The organism is Mesorhizobium sp. LjRoot246, from assembly GCF_964254115.1.
Classification (GTDB): Bacteria; Pseudomonadota; Alphaproteobacteria; order Rhizobiales; family Rhizobiaceae; genus Mesorhizobium.
The window spans coordinates 3,828,090-3,842,371 of sequence record NZ_CAXUSN020000001.1 but is presented as its reverse complement, the minus strand read 5'-3'; the positions used below and the strand labels follow the sequence as shown (position 1 = coordinate 3,842,371).

The following is a 14,282-nucleotide window of genomic DNA, read 5'->3' as shown; positions in this document are numbered from 1 at the left end:
AAGCCGATTTCCTATTCTAGACCGGAATTTCAGCGCTGGCGAATGGCCCAGGCCGGCTACGCCGCCTTCTCCACCAGCCGCGCCAACTGCGTCATGACGACAGCCGAACCCGCCAACCGCTTCTCGGCCGTTGGCCAATCGCGCACGAAGACGACGCTGTGGTCCGGCCGGATCTTGGCCAGCGAGCCCTGCTCGCCGATGAACCGGACCAGCCCGACCGGGTTGGAGAATTCGCGCTTGCGGAAATGGATGACGACGCCCTTCGGCCCGGCATCAAGCTTCTCGACATTGGCCTTGCGGCACAGCGCCTTGATGAAGACGATCTTCAACAGATGCTTCACTTCGTCCGGCAGCGGGCCGAAGCGGTCGATCAGTTCGGCGCCGAAAGCATCGATTTCCTCGGTGTTTTCGAGATCGCCGAGGCGGCGATAGAGCGCCAGCCTGAGCTGCAGGTCCGGAACATAGCTTTCCGGGATCATCACCGCCGTGCCGACGGCAATCTGCGGCGACCAGCCGCCATCCTGGACCTCGCCGGAATCCTTCACCTCGGCGACAGCCTCTTCCAGCATCTGCTGATAAAGCTCGAAGCCGACTTCCTTGATGTGGCCGGACTGCTCTTCGCCGAGAAGATTGCCGGCGCCTCTTATATCGAGGTCGTGGCTGGCCAGCTGGAAGCCGGCGCCCAGCGTATCCAGCGATTGCAGCACCTTCAGCCGGCGCTCGGCGGTGTCGGTCAGCTTGCGGTTGGCCGGCAGCGTGAACAGCGCATAGGCGCGCACCTTCGAGCGGCCGACGCGGCCGCGCAGCTGGTAAAGCTGCGACAGGCCGAACATGTCGGCGCGGTGGATGATCAGCGTGTTGGCGGTCGGAATATCGAGGCCGGATTCGACGATGGTCGTCGACAACAGCACATCGTACTGGCCATCGTAGAAGGCATTCATGATGTCGTCGAGTTCGCCCGGCGGCATCTGGCCGTGGGCCACCGCGACCTTCAGTTCAGGCACGGATTCTCTCAGGAAATCATGTATTTCCGCCAGATCGCTGATACGCGGAACGACATAGAAGGAATGCCCGCCCCGATAGCGCTCGCGCAGCAGCGTCTCGCGGATGACCAGCGGATCGAAGGGCGAGATGAAGGTGCGCACCGCCATACGGTCGACCGGCGGCGTGGCGATCAGCGACAACTCGCGCACGCCGGTCAACGCCAGTTGCAGCGTGCGCGGGATCGGCGTTGCCGACAGCGTCAGCACATGCACGTCGGTTTTCAGATCCTTCAGCCGCTCCTTGTGCTTGACGCCAAAATGCTGCTCCTCGTCGATTATCAGCAGACCTAGGTTCTTGAACGAGATCGCGGAGCCGAGCAGCGCATGGGTGCCGATGACGATGTCGACCTGCCCTTCGGCGATGCCCTTCTTGGTCTCGGCCAGTTCCTTGGCGCCGACCAGCCGCGAGGCCTGGCCGACACGAATCGGCAGCCCGGAGAAACGCTGCGAAAACGTCTTGAAGTGCTGACGCGACAACAATGTCGTCGGCACCACAACCGCCACCTGAAAGCCTTCCATCGCCGCGATGAAGGCACCGCGAAGTGCCACCTCGGTCTTGCCGAAGCCGACATCGCCGCAGATCAGCCGGTCCATCGGCTTGCCGGCCGCCAGATCATCGCGCACCGAGTCGATCGCTGTCTGCTGGTCGTCGGTCTCCTCATAGGGGAAGCGCGCGGCGAACTCGCCATAGAGACCTTCTGCCGGCACCAGCGGCGGTGCGAAGCGCATCTGCCGCTCGGCGGCGATGCGGATCAGCTGCCCGGCCATGTCGAGCAGGCGTTTCTTCAGCCGCGCCTTGCGCGATTGCCAGGCACCGCCGCCAAGCTTGTCCAGCGTCGCCTCGGCTGTGTCAGAACCGTAGCGCGACAGAAGCTCGATGTTTTCCACCGGCAGGAACAGCCGGTCGTCGCCGGCATAATGGATTTCCAGGCAATCATGCGGCGCGCCGACCGCTTCGATGGTCCGCAGGCCGATAAATCGGCCGATGCCATGGTCGGCGTGGACGACAATGTCGCCGGCCGACAGCGCCGAGGCCTCGGCAATGAAATCCGAGGGACGCTTCTTGCGTTTCGAACGCCGGATCAGCCGGTCGCCGAGAATGTCCTGTTCGGCGACGACGACCAGTTTTTCGGTCTCGAAGCCGGATTCGAGCGGCAGCACGGCCAAGGCCGCCTGACCCGGCTCGAGCTTTTCAGCTTCCGCCAGCGTTGCAACCTGCTTGAGGTTGCCGAGATGGTGTTCGGCAAGGATCTGGCCAAGCCGATCGAGCGAGCCTTCGGTCCAGCCGGCGATGACGACGCGGCGACGCGCCGCGCGCTCATTGGCGATGTGTTTGACGACGACATCGAACACATTGGCGTTCGGATCGGCGCGCTCCTCGACGAAGCTGCGGCCGTGGCGCGAGCCGGCGTGATAGACTTTCTTGGCGCCTGCGTCGGGCGCGTCGAACGGGGTGAAGTCGATCGCTTCGCGTGGCCCGAGCGAGGCGATCAGGTTTTCCGGCGAGAGATAGAGCAGGTCCGGCGCCACTGGCTTGTAGGGCACGGCATCCTTCAAGGCACCGTCCGCTTGCTTCCTGCGCGCCTCATAGTGGTCGAGGATCAGCGTGTGGCGCTCGGCCAGCGCCTCATGCGCGAGATGGTCGAAGACGACAGGCGTATCGGGCAAATAGTCGAACACCGTCTCCAGCCGCTCGTAGAAGAATGGCAGCCAGTGCTCCATGCCGGCGAAGCGCCTGCCCTCGCTGACCGCCGCATAGAGCCCGTCGTCGCGCTGTGGAGCGCCAAAGGCTTCGATGTAGGAGCGGCGGAAGCGGCTGATCGTTTCGGACGTCAGCGCCACTTCGCTCATCGCCTGCAGCGCCATCGACTTGCGCTGGCCGGTGGTGCGCTGGGTGGCGGCGTCGAACACACGGATCGATTCCAGCGTGTCGCCGAAGAAGTCGAGCCTGAGCGCTTCGGTCCAGCCGGGCGCGAACAGGTCGAGAATGCCGCCGCGCACCGCGAACTCGCCGATGCCGCGCACGGTCGGCACACGCTCGAAACCGGACGTTTCCAGCCGCGACACCAGTACGTTCATGTCGATCTGGTTGCCGGGCTTGGCATGAAAAGTCTGTGCCTCGACAAGATCCGCCGGCGGAATGCGCTGCAGCAGCGCATTGGCGGTTGTCAGGATGACGGCGCGGTGCGGCTTCTTCGCCAGCGCGATCATCGCGGTCAACGCGTCGAGGCGCTTGGCGGCGGCGTCCGAACCGGGCGAGACGCGGTCGTAGGGCAGACAATCCCAGGCCGGTAGTTCCAGCACCGGCAGGCCGGGCGCCGCGAACGACAGCGCCTCGATGATCGCCGGCAGGCGCTGGCCGTCGCGCGCGACGAACAGCACCGGCTTGTCGGGCGCGATCTCGAGCGCCGCCTGCACCAGCGCAAAGGCTTCGTAGCCGTCGGCGACGCCGTCGACGATGAACTGGCCGGCGCGGCCTTTCGGCAGACCGATAGTGGGAATGAGGCTCATGAAATCACGGTCTTGTTTTATCGCAATTCCGAACGGAAACCGTTTCGCACTTTCCTGGAATTGCTTGTGTTCAGAATGTCAGAGAGTGGCGGAAAGCCAGGATCTTTTGCAGGACGGCACAATCGATCTCCGCCGGCACCGGGCGTTCGCCGGTGACCATGGGCAGGAATTCGGTGTCGGGAATGTCGAGGAGCCTCTCATATTGGTCTATTTCCTCGCCGGTCAAGGCGCCGATCTCAGCATCGGCGAAAGTGCCGAGGATCAGGTCCATCTCGCGCATGCCGCGATGCCAGGAGCGAAACAGAAGCTTGCGGCGGTGGGCGTCCAGTCCTTCGCTTGATCTCGTCGTTCCGGTCATCATGCCGCATCCTTGCTTGCTGCGGCGCATATAGCGTGGATAGAAGGTGCTGTCAGCCTTGCAACGGCCCGGCGGGTGTCTAACATCCCGGTGTGACGAACATTCCTGACAGCATCGGCGCGAGCACCCCTCTCTGTCCTGCCGGACATCTCCGGCATTTCACCCTCCCCCTTGTGGGGAGGGTCGGCGAGCTCGCGCGGCGAAGCCGCGCGAAGGAGACGGGGTGGGGGTGCGGCGCTGGTGGACCGTTTTCTTCGCAAGACAGACGCGCACCTACCCCCACCCCGCTCCGCTTCGCGGATCGACCCTCCCCACAAGGGGGAGGGTAAAAATGAGGCCCTCCATCCTCGATCCCTTATTTGTCCCGATCACGTCGCTTGCCGGCGTCGGACCGAAAGTCGGTGCGCTGATCGAAAAGGTCGTCCCGGCCGACCTCGGTGACCGCCCCGCGCGCGCGGGCGACCTTCTGTTCGTGCTGCCGCACACCGTCATCGACCGCCGCAGCCGGCCGGGCATAGCAGGGTCCGCGGAAGGCCAGATCGTCACGCTCGAGGTGCGCATAGATCGCCACCAGCCGCCTCCGCGCGGCAACAGGTCGGTGCCCTACCGCGTCTATGCCCATGACGACACCGGCGAGATCGCGCTGACCTTCTTCCATGCCCATGCCGCCTATCTCGAAAAGGCGATGCCCGAAGGCGAGCATGTCGTGGTCTCGGGCCGCATGGAATGGTTCAACGGCCGCCCGAGCATGGTCCACCCCGGCCATATCGCGCTCGCCAGCGAAGCGGAAAACCTGCCGCTGGTCGAACCGGTCTATCCGCTCACCGCTGGGCTCTCGGGCAAGGTGCTGCGCCGGGCAATCGGCCAGGCGCTGGCGCGTGTGCCTGAACTTCCCGAATGGCAGGACGGCGCCTTCATGCGCAGGCACACCTTTGCCGCCTTCCACGATGCGCTCGCCCGCATCCACAATCCGGCCGACCCGATCGACGTCTCGGTCGACGGAGCCGCCTGGCGGCGCCTCGCCTATGACGAGCTGCTGGCGGGCCAGGTCTCGCTGGCGCTGGTGCGGGCAAAGGTCCGCCGGCTGTCCGGCCGTCCCCTGGTCGGCGACGGTCGCATCGTCGAAAAGCTGCGCGAGGCCCTGCCCTATTCGCTGACCGCTTCCCAGGAATTCGCCCTCGCCGAAATCAATGCCGACCTTGCCGATCCCGAACGCATGCTGCGGCTTCTGCAGGGCGATGTCGGCTCCGGCAAGACGGTGGTTGCGCTGCTGGCGATGGCGCGGGCCGTCGAGGCCGGCGGCCAGGCCGCTTTAATGGCACCGACCGAAATCCTGGCGCGCCAGCACCTGGCGACGATCGCGCCGCTTGCCGCCAAGGTCGGGCTGCGCATCGCCATCCTGACCGGCCGCGAGAAGGGCCGCGAACGCATCGACACGCTGGCCGGCCTGGCGAGCGGCGAGATCGACATCGTCATCGGCACCCACGCGCTGTTCCAGGAGACGGTGACCTTCCACGACCTGGTCTTCGCCGTCATCGACGAGCAGCACCGCTTCGGCGTCCACCAGCGGCTTGCCATCACCGCCAAGGGCGATGCGCCAGACATGCTGGTGATGACCGCCACGCCCATCCCACGCACGCTGGTGCTGACCGCTTTCGGCGACATGGACGTGTCGAAACTGACGGAAAAGCCGGCCGGCCGCCAGCCGATCCGTACCGTCACGCTGCCGCTCGAACGGCTCGATGAACTGGTCAACCGCATGGTGGACGCTGTCGCCGGCGGCCAAAAAATCTACTGGATCTGTCCGCTGGTCGAGGAATCCGAAGAGATCAAGCTGATGTCCGCCGAGGACCGTTTTGCGTCGCTGAAGCCATTGTTCGGCGACCGCATCGGTCTCGTCCATGGCCGCATGAAGGGCGCCGACAAGGACGAGGCGATGCGCGCCTTCAAGCAGGGCGAAACCCGCATCCTGATCGCGACCACGGTCATCGAGGTCGGCGTCGATGTTCCCGACGCCACCGTCATGGTCATCGAACACGCCGAACGCTTTGGCCTCGCCCAGCTGCACCAGCTGCGCGGCCGGGTCGGGCGCGGCGACAAGCCCTCCTCCTGCGTTCTGCTCTACAAGGACCCGCTCAGCGAAACCGCAAAACGCCGGCTGTCTGTCATGCGCGAGACCGAGGATGGGTTCCTGATCGCCGAGGAGGATTTGAAGCTGCGCGGCGAAGGCGAATTGCTGGGCACGCGCCAGTCCGGCACGCCGGGTTTCCAGGTCGCGCGCATCGAGGCGCATGCCGACCTTCTGGAGGCCGCCCGCGACGATGCCAGGCTGATCCTATCGCGCGACCCGGAACTGCAATCCGAACGTGGCGAGGCGTTGCGCCTGCTGCTTTATTTGTTCGGCCGCGACGAGGCCGTGCGGCTCTTACGCGCCGGCTGAGCCAAGGCGGCAACCGACGGGTTGGCGAGCATCCCTTCGATCGGCTCGCCATTCACGACAACCATTGGCTTGACCTCGGGCGCCACCAGCCCGGCCGAGACGATCAGCTTGGCGCCGTCCTCGATCGTCATGTCGAGCAGCACGATATCCGACTTCGGCACATACATCAGAAAGCCGGTCGTTGGATTGGGCGTGCAGGGCATGAACACGGCAATCAGCGGATCGCCTTCCTGGTCGAGCTTCTGGTTGATCTCGGTTTCCTTCTCGCTGGCGACGAACACCAGCGACCACACGCCCTTGCGCGGATATTCGACCAGCCCGACCTGGCGGAACATGTCGCCCTTGTTCGACAGCACCGTCTCGAAAATCTGTTTCAGCGAGCCATAGATGCCGCGCACCAGCGGCATGCGGCCAAGCAGCCGCTCACCGAAATTGACGATGGCGCGGCCGACGATGTTGGCCGTCAGAAAGCCGATCAGCGTGATCAGGATGAGCGCCACGATCAGCCCGAACCCCGGCACCGGAAACGACAGGTACGTATCCGGGCTATAACGTGCCGGAATATAGGGCTTCACCCAGGAATCGACCCAACCGATGAACGACCAGGCAATGTAGGCGGTGATCGCCAGCGGCGCGCAGACAATGAAGCCCGTGAGGAAATAGTTCCTCAGCCGGGTCACGCCGGAAGTCTTGGGAGCGTCGGACATGGTTCACCGGGGGCCGCTATTGCGACGCAACATTAGTGAACCGCCGTGCAGTTTGGAACTGCGAAGTTTTTAAAGAGCCGATTATGCCGCCGCTTCCAACGAAGCAATCCAAACGGAAGCAGCATACGTTCGCGATTAGCCGAAACATCCTTCCCTTCGTCATGTATGGACGGCCCCCTGTTGGCAAGGTGCAATTGGCATATTCGGCAGATAGTCTGGAGCGGTCATGTATTCGGCCTTTTGATGCGGTCGAATTTGGACCGCTGGCCCTCAAGGGTTACGCGGATCGGGTTCCAATCATCCATGTATGGACGGCCCCCTGTTGGCAAGGTGCAATTGGCATATTCGGCAGATAGTCTGGAGCGGTCATGTATTCGGCCTTTTGATGCGGTCGAATTTGGACCGCTGGCCCTCAAGGGTTACGCGGATCGGGTTCCAATCATCCACACGCGCTCTTGTATCGCGATGACGAAGGCGGAGTGTCCCGACCCAGGTCCTGACCATTTTGCCGTGCTGCCTTTTGCTCCTTACGCTGTTAAGGGCCTTGCTTTGCGGTTTATGCCGCAGCCGGTGCCCTGTATTCCTGTCCCGAGTTCAGCATTGCCCAGATGATGCGGGCGGTCTTGGCTGCCTGGGCGACGACGGCGACCTTGACCGGCCGCCTGGCCAGCAGGCCGCGTATCCAGGGCGAGCCTCTGTCGGGCTTGGCCCTGACCTGCCGCAACCAGGAACTGGCGCCGAGAATGAGCAGCCTTCGCAAGCCGCCATCGCCGGCGCGGCTGATATGGCCTGTCAATCTGTGCTTGCCGCCGGTGTCGTGGTTCTTGCGGGTCAGGCCGACCCAGGCGGCGAAGTCCCTGGCCGAGGCGAACTGGCGGCCATCGCCGATGGCGGCGATCGTCGCATGCGCGATGATCGGGCCGACGCTCGGGATCGTCATCAGCCGCAAGGCCGCCCGCTGCTGCCTGACCTGAGCCAGGATCTGCTTGTCCAGCTTGCCGATCTCGCCATCCAGCGCCCGCCATTGCCCGGCCAGCGGCAGCAGGCAGATCAACAACGCCGCGGGGATGGCTTCATCGGCCGTTTCGATGAGCTGCAGCAGGCCCTCGATGCCCGCCGCCCCCTTGGCGTTCGCGAGACCCATTTCGTAGAGATGGCCGCGAATGGCATTGGCCAGCTGCGTGCGTTGGCGTACCAGAAGGTCACGCGCACGATGCAGCGCGCGGGCATATTGCTGTTCGACCGTCTTGATCGGCACGAAGCGCATGTCGGGCCGGCTCACCGCCTCGCAACAGGCTTGCGCATCGCGGGTATCGTTCTTGTTGCGCTTGACGTAGGGCTTCACATAGGTCGGCGGCATCAGCTTGACCTGATGGCCGAGCGCGCTGAGCGTGCGGCCCCAATGATGGGCCGAACCGCAGGCCTCCATGCCGATCAGCGCCGGCGGCTGCGCGGCAAAAAACTTCACCACCTGCGCGCGGCGCAATTGGCGCTGCACGACCACTCGCTCGGTCGCATCCACCCCGTGCACCTGGAACACATTCTTGGCCAAATCGATTCCAAATCTGATAACTTGCATGACGGACGGTCTCCTTCCGCTGGGTTCAACACGACCAGTTTGGCACATTCGATGCCGCAAGGGGCCGTCCACCCATCATCCACGGGCGGAGCAAGGAGCGTAGCGACGCGGCGCAGACCCGAGGATCCATTCCGTGACGTCGGCCGAAAAATGCAACCCCTCAAGATGGCCGACGGATCGTCCAGCCGCTATACTTCGTTCATGACGGGCTATGTCTATTTAACTGCGAGCCGGAAACGCGGCACCATCTATATTGGCGTCACAAACGATCTCGGTCGCCGAATGCCCGAGCACAAGTCTGGTGAGGGTTCGCGCTTTACTGGACGGTACGGCGTAGAACGCTTGGTTTGGTACGAAGAGTATTTCGACATCCGCGATGCGATCCAGCGCGAGAAGTCGCTGAAACGTTGGCCGCGTCAATGGAAGATTGAACTGATCGAAAAGGCTAATCCGGAGTGGTTCGAGCTTTTCCGCGGGACTGGGTGGTAACACCAAGTTCTGCACCGCTTTGATCCGCCATACCGTCACGGAATGGATCCTCGGGTCTGCGCCGCGTCGCTTCGCTCCTTGCTCCGCCCGTGGATGACGAAAGGATGAAACCTACTCCACCGTCACCGATTTCGCCAGATTGCGCGGCTGGTCGACGTCGGTGCCCATGAACACGGCGGCGAAATAGGCCAGCATCTGGATCGGCAGCGCGTAGATGATCGGCGAGATGATTTCCGGCACGTCCGGCAGCACGATCGTCTCCATCGTCTTGACGCTCGTCAGTGCCGCACCCTTGCTGTCGGTGATCAGGATGATCTTGCCGCCGCGTGCCGCCACTTCCTGCATGTTCGAAACCGTCTTTTCGAAGATGCGGTCATGCGGCGCGATGACGATGACTGGCATGTTCTCGTCAATCAGCGCGATCGGCCCGTGCTTCAGCTCGCCCGCGGCATAGCCCTCGGCGTGGATGTAGGAGATTTCCTTGAGTTTTAGCGCGCCTTCCATGGCCAGCGGGAAATTGGTGTCGCGGCCGAGATAGAGCACATCCTTGTAGCGCGAGAGTTCGCGCGCGATCCGTTCGATCTGCTCTTCGAGCTTGAGCACCTGGTTGGCATAGCGCGGCGCTTCCGAAAGCGCGCGCACCAGCGTCTTTTCCATTTCCTTCGAGATCGTGCCGCGGGCTACGCCGGCGCGCACTGCAAGCGATGCCAGGACCGATAGCTGGCAGGTAAAGGCTTTGGTCGAGGCGACGCCGATCTCCGGCCCGGCCAGCGTCGGCAGCACGACGTCGGATTCGCGCGCCATGGTCGATTCTCGTACATTGACGATGGCGCCGATCTTCATGCCGGCCTTGCGGCAGTAACGCAGCGAGGCCAGCGTATCGGCGGTTTCGCCCGATTGCGAAATGAAGAAGGCGGCATCGTTCGCCGACAGCGGCATCTCGCGATAGCGGAATTCGGAGGCGACATCGATATCGACCGGCAGCCGTGCATAGCGCTCGAACCAGTACTTGCCGATCAGCCCGGCCAGATACGCCGTGCCGCAGGCCGAGATCGCCAGCCGGCCAATTTTGGCGAAATCGAACGGCAGATCGAGCGGCTTCGACACTCCGGAGACGAAATCGACATAATGCGCCAAAGTGTGCGAGATCACCTCGGGCTGCTCATGGATTTCCTTCTCCATGAAATGTCGCCGGTTGCCCTTGTCGACCATGAAGCTGGTCGAGAGCGACTGCTGGCGCTTGCGGTCTACCTTTTGGCCGTCGATGTCGAAGATGGTCACGCCGGCGCGGCGCACCACTGCCCAGTCGCCATCTTCGAGATAGGTAATCGAATTGGTGAATGGGGCGAGCGCGATGGCATCGGAACCCAGGAACATCTCGCCATCGCCATGGCCGACGGCCAGAGGCGGACCGTTGCGGGCGCCGACGATCAGGTCCTCGTCGCCCTTGAACATGATCGCGAGTGCAAAGGCGCCTTCCAGCCGCTTCAGCGCCTGATGCGCGGCCTCGATCGGCTTCAGCCCCCTGGCCAGTTCGCGCGCCACCAGATGCGCGACGACCTCGGTGTCGGTCTGCGACGAGAAAGAATAGCCGTCGCGGATCAACTCGTCGCGCAGTTCGGCGAAATTCTCGATGATGCCGTTATGGACGATGGCGACGCCTTCGGAGAAATGCGGGTGCGCGTTGGTCTCGTTGGGCACGCCATGCGTCGCCCAGCGTGTGTGTCCGATGCCGATCGTGCCGTCGAGCGGCTCGTCCTTGAGTCGGCGCTCGAGATTGATGAGCTTGCCTTCCGCGCGGCGGCGGCCAAGCTGGCCACGCTCGATGGTGGCGACGCCGGCGGAGTCATAACCGCGATACTCCAGCCGCTTCAACGCGTCGACGATGAGCGGCGCAACCTGCGAGTGGCCGACGATTCCAACGATACCGCACATGCAGACAGCCCCCGAATTCCCCGTGGAAAACCAGCGCTATCTAGGGATGGCCGGCCTGCCATGAAAGTCACTTTGCATTTCGTCCCGTGTAACGGAACGCTCATTCCTGTCGATGCACCATGACAGACCGCTCTTGCAATCCGGTTACTGCAATCGTTCGGTTTTTTGCGGGCCGATTTTACTTTTTCTTCGCAGCCGCGGCCGAAGCAAAGCGTTCGCGCAATTCCTTGCCCTTGCCTGGGATCGTCTTCTGGCGGGCGCGGCCGAAGGCCAGAGCATCGTCCGGCACGCTTTCGGTGATCACGCTGCCGGATGCGATGTAGCCGCCCTTGCCGATGGTGACAGGCGCCACCAACGACGAATTCGAGCCGACAAAGGCGCCCTCGCCGATGTCGGTGAAGAATTTCGAATAGCCGTCATAGTTGCAGGTGATGGTGCCGGCGCCGATATTGGCCCCCGCGCCGACGCGGGCATCGCCGATATAGGTCAAATGATTGACCTTGGCGCCCTCTTCGATGACAGCCTGTTTGACCTCACAGAAATTACCGACCTTGGCCTTGTTCCGGAGATCCGCACCCGGCCGCAGTCGCGCGTACGGCCCGACATCGCAATTGGCTGCAATGGTGGCGCCCTCGATATGGCTGAAGGCGTGGATCTTGGCGCCGCCGGCGATCTTCACGCCCGGACCGAACCAGACATTGGGCTCGACGATCGTATCAGTGCCGATCTCGGTGTCGTGCGAGAAATACACGGTCTCCGGCGCGATCAGCGTCACGCCCGACAGCATTGCTTCATGCCGCCGGCGCGCCTGCCAGATGCTCTCGGCTTGCGCCAGTTCGGCGCGGTTGTTGATGCCGAGCGCGCTTTCGAAACTGGCTTCGGTGGCGACGACATCAAGGCCTCGCGCGCCGGCGATCTCGACAATGTCGGTGAGGTAATACTCGCCCTTGGCGTTCTTGTTGCCGACCGCATCGAGCAGCTTCAGCGCGTGGGCGCCGGCAACCGCCATCATCCCGGCATTGCAAAAGCCGATTTTCTTCTCCGCCTCCGAGCAGTCCTTCTCCTCGCGAATGGCGGTGAGCTTGCCGTCCTTTTCGATCAGCCGGCCATAACCGCTCGGACTGGGCGGACGGAAGCCGATCACCACGACGGCAGCACCTTCAGCCAGTTTCAGCCGCGCCACGGTCAGCGCGTCGGCATCGATCAGTGGCGTATCGCCGAACATCACCAGGATATCGTCATAACCCTTTGATATCGCATCGCGAGCGGCGAGCACGGCATGCGCGGTGCCAAGCCGCTTCTCCTGCACGAAGGTCTCGGCCTTCGGCGCGAATTTTGCCGCGGCCTTGCGCATCTCTTCCGCGCCATGGCCGATCACCAGCGCCTGGCTGCCGGCGCCGGCGGCTTCGGCCGCCTTCACCACATGGGCGATCATCGGCAGCCCGGCGATCTGGTGCAGCACCTTCGGCAGCGCACTCTTCATGCGTGTGCCTTCGCCGGCGGCGAGGATGACGGACAGGCAGGATCTCTGGCTCATGGGCGAACAACCATATGAAAAGGGTTGGGAATCAAAGCATGCTAGCAGTGGCGCCATGCTGCACCAATGCGGTTAAATTCCGGTGAGGTGGTGGAGCAGCTGACTCTTAATCAGCGGGTCCGCAGTGCGGTCTTCATGTAGGGCGCCTACCCCAGTCGCCCTAGCACCGGGAAATTCTCCAGCAGCCAGTAGGACACGGTCTGCACGCCGCCAGTGAGGAAAAATACGCCGGCGACGACCAGCAGCGCGCCGATCGCCTTTTCGACGCGGCCGAGATGGACGCGGAATTTGCCGAGGAAGCGCATGAAGGCGCCGGAAAAAAGTGCTGCGATCAGGAATGGAATGCCCAGGCCGAGCGAATAGGCGGCGAGCAGCAGCGCGCCCTCGCCCACCGTCTCGCGGCCACCGGCCAGCGTCAGGATCGGTCCCAGCACCGGACCGATGCAGGGTGTCCAACCGAAGGCGAAGGCCAGCCCCATGACGTAGGCGGCAACCGCGCTTGCCGGCTTGCCTTGCGACTGGAAGCGCGCCTCACGCGACAGCAGCGGAATGCGCAGGATGCCGAGGAAATTCAGGCCCATCAGGATGATCAGCACGCCGGCGCCCATCGCCAGCGGCTCCTGCCAGACACGCAGCAGCCGGCCGATGGTCGAGGCGCCGGCGCCCAGCGCGACGAATACGGTCGAGAAGCCGAGCACGAAGGCGATCGAGGAATAGAGCAGCGCGCCGCGCGCGCCTTCACGCGCCGTCGTCCCCGCCTTGCCACGGAAATCGTCGACCGAGACGCCGGCCATGTAACAGAGATAGGGCGGCACCAGCGGCAGCACGCAAGGCGACAGGAACGAGATCGCTCCCGCCCCGACCGCGCTGACATAGCCGATGTCCAATGCCATTTCCTAGAACTCCAATGCCGTGATGCCGATATAGCGATGCGCAGCCTTGTCCACCAATCACCATTGTGTTGGCAAGATCATCCGTGCCGGGGAAGAAACGGTGCCTCGCAGGCGTTGATGCAGCGAGGCCGCGATTTCCCGCGCGCCTCCAGATGTCAGTCAGGGAGATTTCCATGAAAACCATAACCGCAGGGCTGGCAGCGCTTTTGCTCAGCACCGCCGCATCCTTCGCCGCCGACGCATGGAAGGAAGCCGAGGTCAATGGCACCAAGATCTACACCGACGCCAACGGCATGACGCTTTATACCTATGACAAGGACGAGAAGGGCAAAACCAATTGCTACGACAAATGCGCCACCAACTGGCCGCCGCTGAAGGCCGAGGCCGGCGCCAAGGCGGATGATGAATGGAGCGTTGTCGACCGCACCGACGGCACCAAGATGTGGGCCTATGACGGCAAGCCGGTCTATACCTTCATCAAGGACAAGAAAGCCGGCGACGTGAACGGCGACGGCGTCGGCGAGGTCTGGCACATCGTCAAGGCCGACTAAGCATGCCGATCCCGCCTACTGGCGGGACAAGGGCTGGTCGCCGGGCATCTCCATGCAGCCGGCGGCCGGCATCGATCAGTCCGTGACGGCGTCGACCCTGTGCCGCAACCAGCCGGCTTTCCGCGACTCGACGAAATGAAAACGGGTCGTTTCCGCCGACTCGGGATCACTATCTCCCTTTCCCGAAATTCTGTGATTTTCTCCATACACTCTAAGAGTGTATTGCTGCGGACACCCCG

10 protein-coding genes are annotated in these 14,282 nt (G+C 63.3%); 3 read left to right on the top strand and 7 right to left on the bottom strand.

The genetic code is table 11. From position 1 onward, the window contains the following. Positions 1 to 56: 56 nt before the first annotated feature. Both mfd and ACSQ3L_RS18580 read right to left on the bottom strand, forming a co-directional pair. On the bottom strand, positions 57 to 3,554 hold the full coding sequence (gene mfd, locus ACSQ3L_RS18585) for a transcription-repair coupling factor (protein WP_436161274.1): 3,498 nt from the start codon (positions 3,552 to 3,554) through the stop codon (positions 57 to 59). Positions 3,555 to 3,624: 70 nt separating this feature from the next. Continuing rightward, positions 3,625 to 3,912 carry a succinate dehydrogenase assembly factor 2 gene (locus tag ACSQ3L_RS18580; RefSeq protein WP_436163477.1) on the bottom strand — a complete coding sequence of 96 codons (288 nt, stop codon included), beginning with the start codon at positions 3,910 to 3,912 and terminating at the stop codon, positions 3,625 to 3,627. Between the two features lie 331 nt (positions 3,913 to 4,243). On the opposite strand from ACSQ3L_RS18580, the gene recG reads away from it, so the two are divergent. Next, positions 4,244 to 6,352, top strand: a complete 2,109-nt coding sequence (recG, locus tag ACSQ3L_RS18575; RefSeq protein ID WP_436161273.1) for an ATP-dependent DNA helicase RecG — start codon at positions 4,244 to 4,246, stop codon at positions 6,350 to 6,352. Here recG and ACSQ3L_RS18570 read toward each other — a convergent pair. Continuing rightward, the gene (locus ACSQ3L_RS18570) at positions 6,304 to 7,059 is read right to left on the bottom strand and encodes a DUF502 domain-containing protein (RefSeq protein WP_436161272.1); all 756 of its coding nucleotides are present in this window, start codon (positions 7,057 to 7,059) and stop codon (positions 6,304 to 6,306) included. The two genes, recG and ACSQ3L_RS18570, sit on opposite strands and share 49 nt — an antisense overlap. A gap of 556 nt (positions 7,060 to 7,615) precedes the next feature. Beyond that, entirely contained in the window at positions 7,616 to 8,638 is a 1,023-nt protein-coding gene (locus ACSQ3L_RS18565; RefSeq protein ID WP_436158213.1) for an IS110 family transposase, read from the bottom strand. 201 nt (positions 8,639 to 8,839) lie between these two features. On the opposite strand from ACSQ3L_RS18565, the gene ACSQ3L_RS18560 reads away from it, so the two are divergent. Then, positions 8,840 to 9,127 (top strand): GIY-YIG nuclease family protein, encoded by a 288-nt coding sequence (locus ACSQ3L_RS18560; protein ID WP_127383549.1) that lies wholly within the window; start codon positions 8,840 to 8,842, stop codon positions 9,125 to 9,127. Between the two features lie 111 nt (positions 9,128 to 9,238). Here ACSQ3L_RS18560 and glmS read toward each other — a convergent pair whose 3' ends face one another. From glmS to ACSQ3L_RS18545, 3 genes are all read right to left on the bottom strand, one after another. After that, positions 9,239 to 11,062, bottom strand: coding sequence for a glutamine--fructose-6-phosphate transaminase (isomerizing) (glmS, locus tag ACSQ3L_RS18555; RefSeq protein ID WP_436161271.1), 1,824 nt, complete (start codon positions 11,060 to 11,062; stop codon positions 9,239 to 9,241). Between the two features lie 178 nt (positions 11,063 to 11,240). After that, positions 11,241 to 12,599: a bifunctional UDP-N-acetylglucosamine diphosphorylase/glucosamine-1-phosphate N-acetyltransferase GlmU gene (glmU, locus tag ACSQ3L_RS18550; RefSeq protein ID WP_436161270.1), complete on the bottom strand. Its 1,359-nt coding sequence runs from the start codon at positions 12,597 to 12,599 to the stop codon at positions 11,241 to 11,243. 146 nt (positions 12,600 to 12,745) lie between these two features. Next, positions 12,746 to 13,492, bottom strand: a complete 747-nt coding sequence (locus tag ACSQ3L_RS18545; RefSeq protein ID WP_436161269.1) for a cytochrome c biogenesis CcdA family protein — start codon at positions 13,490 to 13,492, stop codon at positions 12,746 to 12,748. 173 nt (positions 13,493 to 13,665) lie between these two features. Between ACSQ3L_RS18545 and ACSQ3L_RS18540 the strand changes: the two genes are divergently transcribed. Next, positions 13,666 to 14,043, top strand: a complete 378-nt coding sequence (locus tag ACSQ3L_RS18540; RefSeq protein ID WP_436161268.1) for a COG4315 family predicted lipoprotein — start codon at positions 13,666 to 13,668, stop codon at positions 14,041 to 14,043. The last annotated feature ends 239 nt before the right edge of the window (positions 14,044 to 14,282 follow it).